This is a genomic window from Luedemannella flava, assembly GCF_039528515.1.
Taxonomy (GTDB): domain Bacteria; phylum Actinomycetota; class Actinomycetes; order Mycobacteriales; family Micromonosporaceae; genus Luedemannella; species Luedemannella flava.
The window spans coordinates 252,505-269,670 of record NZ_BAAALT010000003.1; the positions used below are offsets into that span (position 1 = coordinate 252,505).

The following is a 17,166-nucleotide window of genomic DNA, read 5'->3' on the forward strand; positions in this document are numbered from 1 at the left end:
CCACGCGCGGCGGTTAGGTCAGCGAGCCGGTCACCGTCGAGCCGGACTTCGTGACGAAGTACGTCAGCTTGGTGCCGCTCCAGAAGTGGAACGTGAGCTGCACCTTGGAGCCGTCGTTGACCTCGGCGAAGAACTCCGGTTTGAGAGTGATGGTGCTCGCCGAGTTGTTGGGCGTGAACGTGTAGTCGAACTCCTTGAACGACGTCCAGTTCTGCGGGCCGGCGTTGCCCCCGGATACGTAGACCGCCTCCATGGTGGCGAGCTGGTCACCGCGGAACTGGGTCGGGATCGCGAAGGAGCCCGTCGTCCCGGTGGCCGCCGACAGGATGGGCGGGTCGTACGTCCTGATGTCGATGCGCCACGGGACGCCGGCCGAGAAGCGGGCCGAGAGGGTGGCGTTGATCCCGTACGCGCGCGAGCCGACGAGGCGGGTGACCGCCGACTGGGTCAGGGTGAGCGTGCTGCCCGAGACCGTGTAGTCGGTGCCGTTGACCAGGTCGGTCGAGCCCTGACGTAGCCCCAGGAACGACAAACCGTTCAGGTTCAGGGTCAGCGTCTTGGCCGTGATCGCGTTGGTCCTCGACACGTAGACCTGGTCGGAGGAGGTGCTGCCCGAACGGGTCGTCCAGCTCGACTTGATCTGGCCGATCAGCTCCGGGTCGCTCCACACGAAGCTGGTACGCCCGAAGTGCTGTCCGTTGTCCCAGAGCATCGTGGTGAGTTTGCGCTGCCTGGCGTAGTAGCCGAAGTACTCGAAGAACTTCAGCTTCTCGCCCTGCTCGATGGTGCCGGTGTTGCGGTCGAAGCCGAGCAGGCCGTACTCACCGATGATCACCGGGATGTTCTTCGCGACGAACGTGTTGTACACCCGGTCGAAGGCGCCCGTGAGGTCCGCCTGCGTGGTGGCGTCGAACGTCGTGGTGCCGGCGATGTTCACGCTGAACGGCCAGTACCCGTAGTAGTGCACGGTCGCGATGAGGTTCGGGTCGTTCATCGCGGTGAACGTGCCGGCCAGCGCGTCGAGGTGGACCTGGTCGGCCGAGGTGTGCAGGGTCGGCAGCACCAGCAGGCGGCTGGCGTTGTTGCCGCCCGAGTTGCGCACGATCGTGCGGAACGACGTGTTGAGCTGGTTGAGCAGCGTGTTGCCCTGCGTGTTGTCGTTGCCGGCGAACTGCGGCTCGTTGACGCTCTCGAAGACGAGCTTCGACGACGAGTCACGGAAGGCGGCCGCGAGCTGTGTCCAGATCGCGTTGTACTTCGTGATCACCGTGCTGTCCGACGGCATGTTCGACATCCACTCCCACGAGTCGTGGTGGATGTTGAGCATCACGTAGAAGCCGTCGGCGAGCGCCCAGTTGACGACCTCCTTGACCCGGTTGAGGTAGGCCGACTCGATCGTGTAGTTCGGCGCCCCACCCAGGTGGTGGCCCCACGTCACCGGAATGCGGATGCTGTTGAAGCCCTGCGCCCGCACGTTGTCGAGCAGCGCGGCCGTGATCGTCGGGTTGCCCCACGACGTCTCGTCCGAGCCGGTCGCGTCGAGCGAGTTGCCGAGGTTCCAGCCGGGCTGCATCGCGGCCACGGCCGCCATGGCGTTGCCCGCCGGCGGGGGCGAGCTGGGCGTCCGCGTGGTGGGCGCGGCGCTCGTGGGGGTGCGGCTGGTGGGCGCGGCGCTTGTCGTGGTCGGGGCCGCGGTCGTCGCGCTCACGCTGCCGGTGCAGGTCGTTCCATTGAGTACGAACGACGTCGGCGTGGTGTTCGAGCCGGCCCACGACCCGTTGAAGCCGAACGAGACGGTGGCGTTGGTGGCGATCGACCCGTTGTAGCTGACGTTCCTGGCGGTGACCTGGGCGCCCGACTGTGTGACGGCCGCGTTCCACGCCTGCGTCACGGTCTGCCCGGACGGGAAGTTCCAGACCAGCGTCCAGCCGTTGATCGCGTCGCCGAGGTTGGTCACGTTCACGTTGGCGGTGAACCCGCCGGGCCATTGGCTCGGCGCCGAGTAGGTCACCTTGCAGCCCGCCGCCGCGGAGGCGTTCGCGGCCGCGACGATGCCGAGGCCCGCGACCAGCGTGGCAGCCGCGCCCGCGATGAGTCCGGACCGCAGTCGGCGATTGTTGCGAAGCATGTCCTGCAAGCTCATGGTGCTCCTTGCGGTGGAAGGGATTGGCTCAAGGTGACGAGGACATGGGAAAGCGTCACCGAGTCGGTCCGCCGCGGAGACTAAGTAGGGTCGATAGACTTTGTCAATTCGTGATCAGCGATGCGGCGCGACCGCGCGCGGCTCAGCCCACGTCGCGGCGGCGGAAGCCGTAGAAGCCGGCCGCGCCGACGAGCGTCGCCGCGGCGAGGATTCCGAGCAACGGCGGCGCCGCGAAGGCTTCCAGCGGGTACTGCGGGGTGTGGGTGAACGGCGAGACGCCGCGCACCCACCCCGGCAGGTCCACGAGGTCCGCGAAGATCATGATGAAGGCGCAGAAGCCGAGCGCCGCCCAGCCGACGGCGGCCGCGGCGCGCGGCGCCCAGCCGAACCCGGCGACCGCCACCGCCAGGACCGCCCAGACGGCGGGCACGTAGATCAGCGCGATCCCCATGACCCGCGGGATCTGGCCGGCGTCGTCGACGGCCGCCGCGTACGCGAGACCCTCGCCGAGCCCGGCGGCCGCGAGCCCGACGACGCCGCCGACCATCGCGATCGCGACGTGGCTGGCCAGCCACGACCAGCGGCTCGTGTGCGTGGCCAGGACCGGCTCGGCGCGGCCGGCCGTCTCCTCGCCGCGCGCCCGCAGGGTGCCGCTCACGGCGTACGCCGTGGCGAGCAGGGCGGCGAACACGACACTCAGCGACAGGTAGGCGTCGACGATGCTGTCCGTGCCGCCGGGGAAGTAGGTGGCCACGTCCGGGTTGTCGGCGATGAACTGCTCGATCGAGTTGGCGAACGAGCCGTACGCGGCGCCGAGGATGAACAGGCCGGTCGTCCAACCGACGAGCGACGCGCGGTGCAGTCGCCAGGCCAGCCCCAGTGGGGAGCCCAACGACCCCGGCGCGGTCGCCGGACCCGGGCGGGTGCGGACGAACCCCGCGCCGAAGTCGCGCCGCTCCATCAGCGTCAGCGCGAGCGCGACCAGACCGGCCGTGACGAGCGCGGGCAGCAGCAGCGGCCACCACCGGTCCGCCACGTACGGCAGGGTCTGCTGGCCCCAGCCGATCGGCGACAGCCACGACAGGGTGCCGCTGCCCGCGTCGCCGGCCGCCCGCAGGACGTAGGCCAGCCCGAGCAGGGCGCCCACCGCCGAGTACACCGCGCGGGGGTTCTCGAAGATTTGGGCGGCGACGGCGGCGAACCCCGCGAACGTGGCGCCGACGCCGGCCACGGCGAGCGCGAACAGCGCGCTGCCGCCGACCGGCAGGCCGGTCAGCGCGGTCGCGGCGAACACCACGACGGCGACGGCCGCGTTGGCGAGGCCGGCCAGGAGCAGCGCGGCGACCAAGGTGGCGTCGCGGCCGACGCGCGAGGAGCGGACCAGCTCGGCGCGGCCGGACTCCTCGTCGGTGCGGGTATGCCGGCCGATCATGAACATGCTCATCAGGGCGACCACCACCGCCGCGTACGAGAAGATCTCGAAGACCACCTCGCCGCCGATCGTGGCGAGCAGGTCCTTCGGGCCACTCATGGCGAGCATCGCCGGGTTCGTGCCGAGCGTCTGGCGCAGCCGGTCGAGCTTCTCGGGGGTGTCGTAGAGACTCTGGCTGCCCGCGGACTGGTAGCCGACCAGGAAGCCGATGCCGATGAGCCACCAGGGCAGGCCGCGGCGCTCGCGGCGCAGCATGAACCGCACCAGGATGCCCGTGCCGGTGGTGGTGCCCGCCATACCGCCTCCCGAGGGGTCGCCCCGGACGTTACCGCCGGGTGCGACGACCGGGAAGGTCCAACGGCCCGGTGTCCTCCGGCGTATCGACCCTGTCGCCCCGCACCCCGCACGGCGCATGGTGGTGGGGTGATCACGCAGACCCGGCCAGCGGTGCCCGGGTGGACCGTCACGCAGGACGGCGGCCCCGGTCCACTGATGCGCCAATGCCTCGAGGCGGCCATCGCCGCGCCCTCGATCTTCAACAGCCAACCGTGGCGGTTCCGTGTCGGGGCCGCCGGCGTCGACGTGCTCGTCGACCGCGCCCGCGCTGTCAAAATCATCGACGAGTACGGCCGTGAGCGGCTCATCAGCGTCGGCGCCGCCGTGTTCAACCTGCGCGTGGCGATGCTGTCGCTCGGTCGCACGCCGGTGCTGCGGCCGCTGCCCGACGGCCCGCCCGCGGTCCGGGTAGCGCACGTGACGCCGGGCCGTCCGGTGCCGGTCTCGGACACCGCGGCCGCGCTCGCCCGGGCCATTCCGCGCCGGCACAGCAACCGGCGGCCGTTCGCTGAGGTGCCGGTCGAGCCGTGGGTCCTGGACGAGGTGGTCGAAGCGGCCCGGGCCGAGGGCGCCGAACTGACCATCTGCGACGCCGTCACCCGCGAGGACGTGCTGGACGTGGTCCGGTTCGCCGAGCAACGGTGGCGCGGCGACCCGCGCTACCTGGCCGAGCTCGCGTGGTGGACGCGCTGGGAGTACGGGCGCGCCGACGGCGTGCCGCCGGAGGCGCACGGCCCGTACGCGCAGGCGGAGGGCATGCCCGTGCGCGACTTCGGCCTGGCGACCCCCGGCCGCCGGCGCGCGGTGGAGCCCTTCGAGCGGGCGTCGAGCATCGCGGTGCTGACCACGGACGCGGACGATCCCGCGGCGTGGTTGCGTGCGGGACAGGCTCTGCAGCGGGTCCTGCTCACCGCCACGGTGCGCGGGCTGGCCACGACACCGTTCACGCAGCCGCTGGAGATCCCGGCGCTGCGCCGGTTCGTGTGCGGGCCGGGCGATCCCCGGTTCCCGCAGGCCATCGTCCGGCTCGGGTACGGCCCGCCGTGCGCGCCGTCGCCCCGCCGGCCGCTGCACGAGGTGCTGGTCCGGTGACCGCGCGGGTCGGTCGGCCGCGAACGAGCGGGCCGAATGTCCTTGGCGGACCGTCATTGAGGCCCTGACCGACCGACCCGCGCGCGGCGCACGCTGAACCAAGACAACAGGAACAAGGAGGAACGCCATGAGCTACGCCAACGTCGTGGTCGGCGTCGACGGTTCCGAACACGGCCGCGCCGCGCTGCGGTGGGCGGCCCGCGAGGCCGCGCTGCGCGGCATCGAGCTGCAGGTGGTGCACGCCTACGACTGGCGCGTGCCGGGCGCGATCGCCCAGGCGGGCGCCGCGTTCGCTGAGGCCATGCGGGAGGCGGCCGAGGAGGTCGTGCGGCTGGCCGTGGCCGAGGCGCGCGAGGCCGCGCCCGACGTGCAGGTGCGCGGGATGACCGTGCTGGGCTCGCCGGCGGCGAAGCTGGCCGCGGTCGCGCAGCCCGACACGCTGACCGTGGTCGGCAACCGTGGCCGCGGCGGCTTCACCAGCCTGCTGCTGGGCTCGGTGAGCCAGCAGGTCGCCACGCACGCCGCCGGCCCGGTCGTCGTGGTGCGCGGTCGCGACGAGGCGGCCGGCCGCCCGGTCGTGGTGGGCGTCGACGCCTCGCCCGGCTCCGAGGCGGCGCTGGGTTTGGCCTTCGACGTGGCCGCCACCCGGCGCGTCCCGCTCGTGGCCGTGCGGGCGTACGCTCTCGGCGGCCCGGGCTCCGGCCCGGCGGTCGCGTCGTTCGACTACCGCCGCGCCGAGGAGTACCGGCTGGTGGGCGAGCAGGTCGACCCGTGGCGGGAGAAGTACCCCGACGTGCCCGCCGAGGTGATGGCCGCGGTGGGCCACCCGGCGCAGGTGCTCGCGGACGCGGCGGCGGCCGCGCAGGTCGTGGTCGTCGGCACCCGTGGCCACGGCGGCGTCGCCAGCCTGCTCCTCGGCTCGGTCGGGCTCAGCCTGCTGCACCACGCCGAGGCCCCGGTGCTCATCGCGCGCGGCGACGGCGAAGCGGTCACCCGGTCAGCCGGCGCAGCCACTCCCGGGCCGCACGCTCCTGCACCACGGTGATCGCCCGGAACGTCTCGCGCAGGTGCCGGCGGGCGAGCCGGTCGAGGTGGCGCGGGTCGAGGTAGGTGTCCGCCGCCTCGGCCCGCGCCTCGTGGTCGTGCAGCAGGGTGTAGACGTGGTCGAAGCCGCCCACGAGGGTGTCCAGCTCGTCGCGGGTGAGCAGGCCCGCGTCCGCGCCGCGCGCCAGCCGCCGCGCGGTGCCGCCGCGGGTGTCGCTGGTGGCGATGGCGATCCACCGCGCGATGCTCACCACCGGCGTGAGCCCGCCCGCCTTGAGGTCGAGCTGCCCCCGGTGCTCGCCCGTGTGGTGCACCACGAAGTCGCGCACGAAGCCGGCGGGCGGCCGCCATCGCAGCGCCTCGACCAGCAGCGCCTGCAGGAACTGCGCCGTGCGCGTGTGCGACCGGATCGTGTCGGTGAGATGCCCGCCCAGCTCGACGTTCGTGACCGGCCGGCTGTCGGCCACCATCGCCGACAGCAGCAGCGCGCCGACGTGGGTCGGGTCGCGCAGCCAGCCCCGCGCGGCCGCCGCCCACGCCGCCTGCGAACGGCTGAACAGCGGGTTGTCGGCGTTCGCGCCGTTCGGGCACGGCGACAGCCCGCACCGGCGCAGGTCCTCCAGGATCAGTCCGGCGTACGCGCGCAGGCCGTCCGCCGGGTCGTCCGCCCCGTCGGGCGGGTCGGCCCATAGCAGGGCGGTGTCCACATCGGAGCGGGGGAGCGGTTCGCGGCGGGCGAGCGACCCGAGCACGATCCACGACGTCCGCACGCCGGCCGGCGCGGCGTCGGCGCGCAGGGCCAGGATCCGGCGCACCGCGGCCTCCATGACGGCCGCCCGCACAGCGCCGACGTGCCGCGCCGGCATGCCGCGCGCCCGCAGGTCGACCAGCATCCCGGGCAGCCCCGAGTACGCCGAGGCGAGCGCGTCCAGCGAGTCGGCGGCGTCGACCGCCGACCGTACGACCAGGGGGTCGCGCACGTCGGCCTGGGCCAGGTCGACGGCCCGCACCACCCCGACGACCCGCCCGTCCGGGTCGGTGACCACGAGGTGGTGCACCCCGTGCTCGACCATCCGCAGCAGGCCCGTCGCCCGGGACGCCTCGTCGGCGACGGTCAGCGCGGGCACGGTGGCCAGGCCGGACACGGGCGCGTCCCCGTCCAGCGGGCCGGCGGCCAGCGCGCGCCGGAAGTCGTGGTCGGTCACGATGCCGAGGCCGTCGTCGGCCCGCAGGACGGCGCACGAGCCGCCGGCGTCGCCGATACGGGCCGCCACGTCGCGGACGCGGTCGCCCGGCCGGCACCACACGACCGGCCGCATGACCCGCGCGAGCGGGCGCCCGTCCGGGTCCGCCGCCTCGTACGACGCCAGCGCGTCCGCGAAGTCCTCCGTCATGGCGGGCACCCCCGATCGGTCGCATCATGCCGGTGCCCACGCGGCGGTGTCCACGCCGAAGGCCCCGCCCGTTCGGGACCGTCGGCCCCTGCCTATCGGGGCTGGACGGCGCAGGCTGGGGGGAAACGGACAAAGGAGGTCCGGTCATGAAGCGAAGGAGCCTGGGCGTCCTGGGCGTCGCGGGCGTGGCTCTCGTGGCCGGCGCGCTGGTCGCCGCCATGTACCCGCGCGGCCTGCGGCGCCGGTGGTTGCACTGGGGCGCCACCGCCGAGGAGGTCGCCCGCCGGATTCCCGGCGAGGAGGCGATGGACGAGGTCGACCTGGTCACCACGCGCGCCGTGAGCATCGACGCCGCCCCCGGGCACATCTGGCCGTGGCTGGTCCAGATGGGCAGCGGGCGCGGCGGGGCGTACAGCTACGACTGGATCGAGAATCTGTTCGGCCTGGACATGCACAGTGCTGACGAGATCCAGCCCGAACTCCAGGCGTTGATGGTCGGCGACGAGCTGCCGCTGGGACCCAAGGGGCCGGCGATGCGGGTGGCCGTGCTGCGCCGCAACGAGGTGCTGGGCTTCCGGTCCGTGGACGGCCACTGGCTGTGGCTGTTCGCCCTCCATCCCGAGGGCGCGACGACCCGGCTGATCAGCCGCAATGTGATCATCATGCCCCGTGGCTCCCGGGTGGGCCACCTGGCCTGGCGCGTCGTCATGGAGCCGGGCAGCCTGGTCATGGAACGCAAGATGCTCCTCGGCATCAAGTCGCGCGCCGAACGCACGGCCGCGGCGTCGGTCCTCGCCGTGTGAGATCGCTCCTGAGAGGGAGGCCGGCGGCGCCGGAGCGACCCGATACTGGGCCATGCTCACGCGCCGCCCCTTCCCGCTCGCCGTCGACGCCGCCATCGCGGCGGGGTGCTTCGTCGTCGGGGTGCTCGGTTCGGTCCTGGACAAGCACATCAACCCGGGCATCGTGGCGCTCTACGCGGTGGCGTCGGTGCCGCTGGTGTGGCGCCGACGCGCCCCGTTCGTCGTCACCTGCGCGGTCGCCGTCGGCACGACCTGGCTGAGCTTTCTCGGGGCGCTGGCCACGCTGCCGGCCGGGCAGCTCGTGGCGACGTACACGTTCGCCGCGCTCAGCCCGCCGGTGCACCGGCTGATCCTGGCCGCCGGGACGGTCGTCGGGGTGACCGTGTCGATCCTCGGGCCGGGTGACCCGCCCCTGGCGATCACGGTGATCGGGGTGCTGTTCGCCGTGGCGTACTCGATGGGGACGGCGACCCGCGCGCGGGGTGACCGGATCGCGATGCTGGAGGAACGCGCGCGCCGCCTGGCGGAGTCCGAGGCCGCGGCGGGGGCGCGCGAGCGCGAGCGGGTCGCCCGCGAGGTGCACGACATCCTGGCGCACTCGATGAGCCTGGTCATCGTGCAGGCCGAGGCGGGGCCGGTGGTGGTGCGCAGCGACCCGGACCGGGCGGAGGTGGTGTTCGACACGATCGCGGCGACGGCCCGCGACGCGTTGGCGCAGCTGCGCCGCACGCTCGGGGTGCTGCGGGCCGACGACGAGCGCCGCGCGCCCCAACCGGGGCTCGATGAGCTGCCGGCGTTGGTGGAGACGACCCGGCTCGCCGGGCTCGACGTGCGCCTCGACGAACGCGGCGAGGCGCGGGCGGTGCCGGCCGATCTCGCGGTGACGGTCTACCGGGTGGTGCAGGAGTCGCTGACAAACGCGGTGCGCCACGCGCGGGCACGCCGGGTCGAGGTGCTGCTGAGCTGGGCGGGCGGCGAGCTGTCCGTCGAGGTGATCGACGACGGCCGGGGGCCGGTGGGCGCGGCGGGCGGGCACGGGCTCGCGGGGATGCGGGAGCGGGTGAGCGCGGCGGGCGGTGAGCTCACCGCCGGTCGGGGATCCGGCGGGGTCGGGTACCGGGTGGCGGCGCGGCTGCCGCTTCCGTAAGAGTGTCCGCGTGCTGCGCGTACTCATCGCCGACGACCAGGCCCTCGTCCGGGGCGGCTTCAGCATGATCCTGGAGGCGCAGCCGGACATCGAGGTCGTCGGCGAGGCCGCCGACGGGGCGGAGGCGGTGCGCCAGACGCTCGCGCTCGCCCCCGACGTCGTGCTCATGGACGTGCGCATGCCGGTGATGGACGGCATCGCCGCGACCTCGGCGATCTGTGCCCGGACGTCCGCGCGCGTGCTCGTCCTCACTACATTCGATCTTGACGAGTACGTGTACGACGCGCTGACCGCGGGCGCGAGCGGCTTCCTGCTCAAGGACATGCGCCGCGACGAGCTGGTCGCCGCGGTCCGGGTGGTGGCCGGCGGCGACGCGCTGCTGGCGCCGTCGGTGACCCGGCGGCTCATCGCGGACGTGGTGTCGCGGGGCCGGGTGGCGCCCGAGCCGACGCCGTTGGCCGGGCTCACCGCCCGGGAGACCGAGACGCTGCGCCAGGTCGCGCGCGGGCTGTCCAACGCCGAGATCGCCGCGGCCATGTTCGTCACCGAGCACACCGTGAAGACCCACGTGAGCAGCGTCCTGGCCAAGCTCGGCCTGCGCGACCGGGTGCAGGCGGTCGTGGCGGCGTACGAGTCGGGGCTCGTCGTGCCGGGGGAGACCGGCGGGCCGGCTCCCTCCTGAGAGCGAGGCGCTGTTCCGCTCCTCCCGGCGATCCGCCGCACCCCGCGTCGGCGGCAGCATCGGGGCACGGCGGCCCGACCGGGTCGCCGCTGCCCAATCCACTGTGGAGCGCTGTTATGTCCCGTGTGCTCACCGGGTTCGCCGTACGGCGGCCCGTGGTCGTCATTCTCGCCTGGACCGCCATCCTCGTCGCCGGCTTCGGGGTCGGCATCGGCGTCTTCCCGCGAATGGTCGCCGACGTCGGCACCGTGCCGGGCAGCGAGTCCCAACGCGCGGACCAGCGGCTCGCCGACGCCGCGCCCGAACCGGAGCGGCTCACCGCGCTCGTCAGCGGCCGGCCCGCCACGGACCCGGCGCTGCTCGCCAGCGTCACCTCCGCCGTCGCGGCGGTGCGCGCGTTGCCGGGCATCGCGGCCGTGTCCGACCCGGTCCCGTCGGCCGGCGGGCACGCGCTGCTGGTGTCGGTGACCCTGGCCGACGGCGACGACGAGGGCGCCGCCGCGCGGGCCGCCGCCGACCGGCTGCGGGCGATCGACGCGCCGTCGGTCGCCGTGTCCGGCGGGCCGCTCACCGGGGACGAGTTCGTCACGCAGTCGCAGGCGGACGTGACCCGGGCCGAGGTGTTCAGCACGCCGGTGCTGCTCGTCCTGTTGCTGGTCATCTTCGGCGGGCTGCTCGCCGCCGGCTTGCCGCTGGTCATCGCGTTCGTCGGGGTCGGCGGGACGTTCGGCATCCTGTACGCGTTCAGCCTCGTCTCCGACGTGTCGATCTACGCGATCCAGGTGACCACGATGCTGGCGGTCGGGCTGGGCGTCGACTACGCGCTGCTGACCGTCAGCCGGTTCCGCGAGGAGCGGGCCACCGCGCCCGACGTGCGCACGGCCGTGACGCGCACCGGCGCGAGCGCCGGCCGCACCGTGCTGTTCTCCGGCCTGACCGTGGCGGTGGCGCTGTCCGGGCTGCTCGTCTTTCCCGACCCGTTCCTGCGCTCGCTGGGGCTCGCCGGCGCGGCCGTCGTCGCGGTGGACATGCTCGCCGCGCTGACCCTGCTGCCCGCGCTGCTCGTCCTGGTGGGACACCGGATCCGACCGCCGCGCACGCGTACGCGGGGATCGGTGTTCGCGGCCGTGGCCCGGGGCGTGCAGCGGCGGCCGGTGCTGACGCTGCTGACCACGGCGGCGGCGCTGCTCGTCCTGGCCCTGCCCGCGCTGGACCTGACGCTGTCCACCGGCAACCCCCGGATGCTGCCGGAGAGTACCCAGACGCGGCAGCTGTGGGACGGGCTGGCCGAGCACTTCCCGGAGCAGGTGGCGCCGGACGCGCTGACCCTCGTGGGCGGCGCGGACGCCGACGACCCGGCGCTGGCCGACCTGCGGGCGCGGGCCGCGGCCCTGCCCTCGGTCGCGGGCGCGGAGATCGAGCCGGTGACCGCCGGCCTGTCGGTGATCCGGATCCGGCCGCTCGCGCGGCAGTACGAGCCGGCGGCGCGGGACCTGGTGGCGGCGGTGCGGGCGCTGCCGGCGCCGTTCGACACGGATCTCGCCGGCGACGCGGCCATGCTGGCCGACTACCGGGCGATGCTGGCCGACCGGCTGCCGTGGGCGGTCGCGGTCGTGGTGCTCGCGACGGTCGTGCTGCTGTTCCTGTTCACGGGGTCGGTGCTGCTGCCGGTCAAGGCCGTACTCACGAATGTGATCAGCATCGGCGCGGCGCTGGGCGCGGTGGTCTGGGTGTTCCAGCAGGGCCATCTGGCGGGGCTGCTCGGCGGGGTGGAGCTGGGCTACACCCACCTGACCGTGCCGGTGCTGGTGGCCGCGATCGCGTTCGGACTGTCGGTGGACTACGAGGTGTTCCTGCTGTCCCGCATCCGGGAGCGGCACCTGGCCGGCGATGACCCGCGCGCGGCGGTCGCCGACGGCCTGGCCCGCACGGGCACCATCATCACGTCGGCGGCGCTGCTGCTCGTGGTCGTCTTCGCCGGCTTCATCCTCGGCGGGTTCGCGCCCATCAAGGCGATCGGCCTGGGGCTGGTGCTGGCCATCGCGCTGGACGCCACGGTGGTGCGGATGCTCCTGGTGCCGGCGACGATGACCCTGCTGGCCCGTTACAACTGGTGGTCGCCGGCCGCCCTGCGCCGCGCGCACGAACGGATCGGCATGACGGAGGCGCAACGGGTGGGCTAGCCGCCGGTCTTCCCCGGATCGTGGCTGGTGCCACGATCCGGGGAAGACCGGCGGTCAGGCCATCGCGCGGGCCTTGAGGCGGTCGAACTCCTCAGGGGTGATCTTACCGGCGTCGCGGAGCGTCGCCAGCTTGTCGATCTCGTCGGCGGCCGAGTAGCCGGCCATGCGACGCTGCTGCTCCTGCAGCTCCGTGAGCATCCGCTTGTCCTGCTCGGTCATCTTCGGCCGGGCGATCATGTAGATCAGGATGCCGATGAACGGCAACAGCACCACCAGGACGACCCAGCCGGCCTTGCCCCAGCCGGACACGTCGTCGCGCCGGAACAGGTCGGCGAAGACCGCGATGAACATCCAGATGAAGAGGAACCAGAAGAAGAAGGCGAGCATCGCCAGCAGTACGTCGCCGAAGTTCCAGTCCATTACGGCCTCCTCGCCGTCGACATTGCGCTGTCAGCCGAGGATCCGGGCCTTCTGGGCCTGGAACTCGGCGTCGGTGAGCACCCCCTGCGCCCGCAGATCGGCGAGGTGCCGCAGTTGTGCGATGGTGGCGTCCATGTCATCGGCCACCTGCTGCTGGGCTGCCTGCTGTTGAGCTGCCTGCTGCTGCTGGTACGCCGCCTGTTGCTGCTGGTACGCCTGTTGCTGTTGGTACGCGGCCTGTTGTTGCTCGTACGCGGCCGCCTGCTCCTGGTCGGCCCAGCGGCCGGCCTGGCGGCGCGAGACGCGGTTCGACACGGCCGTCGCGGTCCCCGCGATCACCGCGGTCCGCGCGACTCCCCGGATGAGACCCGGCATGACGCCCTCCCCTGATCAGGCCGCTTCCGCGGCATCGAGTGCGGCGAGCAGCGCCTGCACCTGAATGCGCCCGCCCGCGACGAGCTGGGCGCCGCCGCGCCGCAGCGCCATCGCGAGCGGCGCCGCCCACAGGTTCTCGTAGACGAGGACGGCGGCCGAGTTGCCGGGTTCGAGTGCCGTGCCCGCCTCGTCCAGGTCCTCCTTCTGCAGCAGGCCCGACGACGCGCCCTCGAACACCGCGAGGTCCAGCGTGCCGTCCTGGTCGAAGTCCGCGATGGCCACGCCCTCGACCGAGCCGTCGAGGTTCTTCCTGATGAAAAGCAGGTCCAGTACGCGGATGATGCCGCGGTCCACCAGGTCCACGAGCAGCGGCAGTCCCTCGCCCGTCATGCGACTGCCGGGAAACTCGATCACCAGGTAATCGATCGGGCCCATGCTGTCGACGTCAGCCATCCCAACCCCTAAGCGACTCGCCCGCGCCGATCGGCGCTCTGCTCGCAATCTATAACAAATGGGAACGCCACGAATCGTCTTTTTCCTGGTCAGAGGGTCCGGGGTCGCCGCTGGAGTGCGGTCCGGGGTAGAACCGACCCCATGCGGGTCCTGTTCGACGGCGACGTCTGGGTGCACTACGGCCAGATCTACGTGATCGACGACGAACTGCCGGACATGACCGCGGCCTTTCAGGGCCAGTCCAACGGGCTGTGCGGCGGCGTCGAGCCCGGCGCCCTGTTCCTCATGACCGGCACGCACACCGGCACGCTGCGCTTCACGATCGAGGCCCACGACAGCGCGCCGCCCGCGGCGGGCGACGGGTGGGAGGAGGTCGTCGAGACGACGTTCGTGCCCGGTGCGTCGGTCAGCCTGGTCCAGTGGGCGGGCGAGCAGGGCTGGGACCTGGACCTGGACCCGTCGACGGACTATCGCGCGCGCTACTGCGCGACCGGGTTCGGGATGGCCCGGGAGCCGCGCGACGACCACGACGGCCCGGCGCCTGACCGGTACCTGCTGATGTTCTGGCCCGCCGTCGTGGCGCCCGATGCGGTGCTGCGGCAGACGACCCCATACGCCGCCTACTGGCACGACTGGGCGAGGAAGCTGCCCCCGCCGGGGCGGCGCGTCGCGGTGTAGGAGATGTCGGCACCGTCCACATAGGTGTAGTGGCATTGACGCCCTGCGTTACCCTCGCTCGTATCTTGGGGGACTACGGGGAGCGGTGGTGTCGATCCGTACCGTGTTGACGCAGCTCAGGTGGCGCATGACCACGACACCGGGCCTGTTGGCGGCGGTGACCGTCGGGCTCGTGGTGATCGGGCTGGTCGCGGGCGTGGCCGGGGTGCTGGCCGTGCGGCAGCGTGCGGCGCTGGTGCGCGACGTCGGCACCTTCAGCGGCCCGCTGAGCGTGCGCGCGCAGGACATCTACCGGTCGCTGTCCGAGGCGGACGCCACCGCGGCGAACGCGTTCCTCGCCAACGGCGTCGAGCCGGCCGCGCTGCGCCAGCGCTACCTGGACAGCATCGCGCAGGCCACCGCCTCGCTGGCCGTCGCGCTGCGCGACGCCGACGACCGCGGCGCCGCCAAGCTCGACGTGCTGGCCCGCGAGCTGCCCGTCTACACCGGACTCGTGGAGACCGCCCGGTCGTACAACAGGTTGGGCACCCCGCTCGGCGGGGCGTACCTGCGCGAGGCGTCCGGCCTCATGCGACAGACGCTGCTGCCGGCCGCCCACGACCTGTTCCAGATCGAGGCCGACCGGCTGGCGCAGGCGCAGCGCGACGGCGCCACCTTCCCCTGGCTGGTGCTGGCCCTGTGCCTGTTGGCGCTGGCGGCGCTCGCGGCGGCGCAGGTCCTGCTCGCGCGCCGGACCAACCGCGTGATCAACGTCGGGCTCGCCGTCGCGACCGTCGCGGCCCTGACCTCGCTGGGCTGGTCGACGATCGCGCTGACCGGCGCGGGCGGGCACCTCGACGACGGGCGAGAGCGGGGCTCGACGCAGGTGCACGTGCTCGCCGAGGCCCGGGTCGCCGCGCTGCAGGCCCGCGCCGACGAGGCGCTCACGCTGGTGGCGCGCGGCGACGGCGCCGCGTTCGAGAAGGACTTCGTGGCGACGGTCGAGCGGCTGGCCGGCGCGGACGGCGCCTCGGGCCTGCTCGGCCAGGCGCTCGCCGGCGCCTCGGACGACCGCGACCGCCAGCTCATCCAGGAGGCCATCGACCAGGCCCGGCGATGGGTCGCCCTGCACAAGGAGGTGCGGGGGCTCGACGACGGCGGTCAGTACCTGGACGCGGTGAAGCGCGCCACCGACCCGGGCGCGCAGGGCCTGCCGGCCACGTTCGGTCACGTCGACGACGCGCTGACCCGGGGGCTCGCGGCCGCCAACGACCGGTTCGACGCCGCGGCGGACGACGCGGACGGCGCCCTGCGGGGCGCCGACATCGCGATCATCGTGCTCACCCTGCTGCTGGTGGCGGCTGCGGTCGTGGGCCTGCAGCGACGGATCGGAGAGTACCGATGACGACGGGACGGATCCGACGCGTGGCCGTGACCGGCCTGGCCGTGGCGCTGCTCGCGGCCTGCGGGGCGCCCGACGACGGCCCGCCCGCCGCGCCGGCCGCGTCCGGGTCGCTGCCCCGGCCGGTCAACGTGGCGGACCCGGCGGTCATCCCGAGCGTCGCGGCGGCCCCGACCTGCGACGCCCGGGCGAGCCTGCGGCCGACCGGCGCGAGGCCGGCGCCGGGCGCGATGCCGGCCGGTTCCACGATGGCGCGCATCGTCGAGCGGGGCCGCCTCATCGTGGGCATCGACCAGAACGCGTACCTGTTCGGGTTCCGGGACCCGCGGACCGGCGAGCTGACCGGCTTCGAGATCGAGATCGCGAGGGAGGTCGCCCGGGCGCTGTTCGGCGATCCCGACAAGATCCAGTTTCGGGCCATCACCACGGCCGACCGCATCCCCGTGCTGGTCGACAAGAAGGTCGACATGGTCGTGCGCACCATGACGATGAACTGCGAGCGGTGGCAGCAGGTGTCCTTCTCCACGGAGTACCTGAGTTCGCACCAGCGGCTCCTGGTCAACCGGGGCTCCGGCATCAGGAGCTTCGAGGACCTCGGCGGGCGCAAGGTGTGCGCCACCCGGGGCAGCACGAGCATCCGGGTCATCGCGGCCCAGCCGTCCAAGCCGATCCCGGTCTCGACCGACAGCACCCTGGACTGCCTCGTCCTGCTCCAGCAGGGCCAGGTCGACGCGGTCTCCACGATCGACGTGCTGCTCGCCGGCCTCAACGCGCAGGACCCGAGCACCGAGATCGTCGGCACCCCGCTGACCGACGAGCCGGCCGGCATCGGCATCAACAAGGACGCGCCGGACTTCGTCCGGTTCGTCAACCAGGTCCTGGAGACCATGCGCGCCGACGGCACCTGGAAGAAGATCTACGCCCGGTGGCTCACCCCGCTCGGGCCCACGCCGGAGCCGCCACCAGCACGGTACCGGGACTGACCCGTGCCCGACCCGATGACGCGCGACCAGGTCGACGCCGCGCTGGCGGCCCTGGAGGCGGGCCACGCCCGCATCGCCACGGTCCTGTACTCGGTGGACACCCACCCCGGCCACGTGTACCTGCGCGACACGGCCGTCCAGGGCAGGACCCAGGAGCTGTGGCGGGACACCGCGCCCCGCGTCGACGCCCTGTGGCCGTCGTTCGCGGCGCTGCGCGACGCCATCGACCAGGTGGCCGCCCTGCGGGCCGCCCACCCCCGCCCCGACCGGACGGAGCTGGGCGAGCTGACCCGGCTGCTGCGCGAGGCGTGGGTCGAGGAGGACGGCGGCAAGGTCACCGTCACCGCGCTGTCCGACCGGCTCGAACTGGCCTGCCGCGACGTGCTGGCGACGCTGACGACCGTGGCCGCGGCGGTGTCCGCCACCGCCACCGGCCTGGCCGACGTGGCGGCGGCGGTCGCGGCCGCCGTGGTCGACGCCAACGCCCTGGCGGTCCCGGAGGACCACCCGGTCGCCGTGCGGCTGAGCCGGCTCGGCCGCGACCTGACCGAGGTGCGCGACGAGGCGCTGGCCGACCCGCTCGGCGCCGGCCCGGACGCGCAGCGCCTGCGCCACCTGAC

Annotated in this window: 16 protein-coding genes; 10 read left to right on the forward strand and 6 right to left on the reverse strand. The window is 73.4% G+C overall.

Annotation, left to right across the window (positions count from 1 at the left end):
• Window positions 1-13: 13 nt before the first annotated feature.
• Both ABD211_RS01575 and ABD211_RS01580 read right to left on the reverse strand, forming a co-directional pair.
• The gene (locus ABD211_RS01575; protein WP_425560314.1) at window positions 14-2,143 is read right to left on the reverse strand and encodes a cellulase family glycosylhydrolase; all 2,130 of its coding nucleotides are present in this window, start codon (window positions 2,141-2,143) and stop codon (window positions 14-16) included.
• 142 nt (window positions 2,144-2,285) lie between these two features.
• Complete coding sequence (locus ABD211_RS01580) at window positions 2,286-3,872, reverse strand: ABC transporter permease (protein ID WP_344125347.1); 1,587 nt, start codon at window positions 3,870-3,872, stop codon at window positions 2,286-2,288.
• 126 nt (window positions 3,873-3,998) lie between these two features.
• Here ABD211_RS01580 and ABD211_RS01585 point away from each other — a divergent pair, with 126 nt between their 5' ends.
• Both ABD211_RS01585 and ABD211_RS01590 read left to right on the forward strand, forming a co-directional pair.
• Complete coding sequence (locus ABD211_RS01585) at window positions 3,999-5,003, forward strand: Acg family FMN-binding oxidoreductase (protein WP_344125349.1); 1,005 nt, start codon at window positions 3,999-4,001, stop codon at window positions 5,001-5,003.
• Between the two features lie 127 nt (window positions 5,004-5,130).
• Window positions 5,131-6,048, forward strand: a complete 918-nt coding sequence (locus ABD211_RS01590; protein WP_344125351.1) for a universal stress protein — start codon at window positions 5,131-5,133, stop codon at window positions 6,046-6,048.
• Here ABD211_RS01590 and ABD211_RS01595 read toward each other — a convergent pair.
• Complete coding sequence (locus ABD211_RS01595) at window positions 5,993-7,441, reverse strand: putative nucleotidyltransferase substrate binding domain-containing protein (RefSeq protein WP_344125353.1); 1,449 nt, start codon at window positions 7,439-7,441, stop codon at window positions 5,993-5,995. The two genes, ABD211_RS01590 and ABD211_RS01595, sit on opposite strands and share 56 nt — an antisense overlap.
• 146 nt (window positions 7,442-7,587) lie before the next feature.
• On the opposite strand from ABD211_RS01595, the gene ABD211_RS01600 reads away from it, so the two are divergent.
• The 4 genes from ABD211_RS01600 (at window position 7,588) to ABD211_RS01615 (ending at window position 12,256) form a co-directional block, all read left to right on the forward strand.
• Window positions 7,588-8,244, forward strand: coding sequence for an SRPBCC family protein (locus ABD211_RS01600; RefSeq protein WP_344125355.1), 657 nt, complete (start codon window positions 7,588-7,590; stop codon window positions 8,242-8,244).
• 52 nt (window positions 8,245-8,296) lie between these two features.
• On the forward strand, window positions 8,297-9,391 hold the full coding sequence (locus tag ABD211_RS01605; RefSeq protein WP_344125357.1) for a sensor histidine kinase: 1,095 nt from the start codon (window positions 8,297-8,299) through the stop codon (window positions 9,389-9,391).
• A 10-nt stretch (window positions 9,392-9,401) separates the two neighbouring features.
• Complete coding sequence (locus ABD211_RS01610; protein WP_344125359.1) at window positions 9,402-10,073, forward strand: response regulator; 672 nt, start codon at window positions 9,402-9,404, stop codon at window positions 10,071-10,073.
• Window positions 10,074-10,189: 116 nt separating this feature from the next.
• Complete coding sequence (locus ABD211_RS01615) at window positions 10,190-12,256, forward strand: MMPL family transporter (protein ID WP_344125361.1); 2,067 nt, start codon at window positions 10,190-10,192, stop codon at window positions 12,254-12,256.
• 54 nt (window positions 12,257-12,310) lie between these two features.
• Here ABD211_RS01615 and ABD211_RS01620 read toward each other — a convergent pair whose 3' ends face one another.
• The 3 genes from ABD211_RS01620 to ABD211_RS01630 are packed head-to-tail and all read right to left on the reverse strand — an operon-like array spanning window position 12,311 to window position 13,504.
• Window positions 12,311-12,676, reverse strand: a complete 366-nt coding sequence (locus tag ABD211_RS01620) for an SHOCT domain-containing protein (protein ID WP_344125363.1) — start codon at window positions 12,674-12,676, stop codon at window positions 12,311-12,313.
• 30 nt (window positions 12,677-12,706) lie between these two features.
• The gene (locus ABD211_RS01625) at window positions 12,707-13,051 is read right to left on the reverse strand and encodes an SHOCT domain-containing protein (protein ID WP_344125365.1); all 345 of its coding nucleotides are present in this window, start codon (window positions 13,049-13,051) and stop codon (window positions 12,707-12,709) included.
• A 15-nt stretch (window positions 13,052-13,066) separates the two neighbouring features.
• On the reverse strand, window positions 13,067-13,504 hold the full coding sequence (locus ABD211_RS01630) for a DUF6325 family protein (RefSeq protein WP_344125367.1): 438 nt from the start codon (window positions 13,502-13,504) through the stop codon (window positions 13,067-13,069).
• Between the two features lie 141 nt (window positions 13,505-13,645).
• Between ABD211_RS01630 and ABD211_RS01635 the strand changes: the two genes are divergently transcribed.
• The 4 genes from ABD211_RS01635 to ABD211_RS01650 form a co-directional block, all read left to right on the forward strand.
• Complete coding sequence (locus ABD211_RS01635) at window positions 13,646-14,182, forward strand: hypothetical protein (RefSeq protein ID WP_344125369.1); 537 nt, start codon at window positions 13,646-13,648, stop codon at window positions 14,180-14,182.
• A gap of 127 nt (window positions 14,183-14,309) precedes the next feature.
• A complete protein-coding gene (locus ABD211_RS01640; RefSeq protein ID WP_344125371.1) occupies window positions 14,310-15,566 on the forward strand; it encodes a hypothetical protein in 1,257 nt (418 codons plus the stop codon).
• Window positions 15,563-16,546, forward strand: coding sequence for a transporter substrate-binding domain-containing protein (locus ABD211_RS01645; RefSeq protein WP_344125373.1), 984 nt, complete (start codon window positions 15,563-15,565; stop codon window positions 16,544-16,546). Before ABD211_RS01640 ends, ABD211_RS01645 begins: the two co-directional genes overlap by 4 nt.
• A gap of 3 nt (window positions 16,547-16,549) precedes the next feature.
• A partial coding sequence (locus ABD211_RS01650; RefSeq protein ID WP_344125375.1) for a hypothetical protein occupies window positions 16,550-17,166 on the forward strand: 617 nt, incomplete at its 3' end.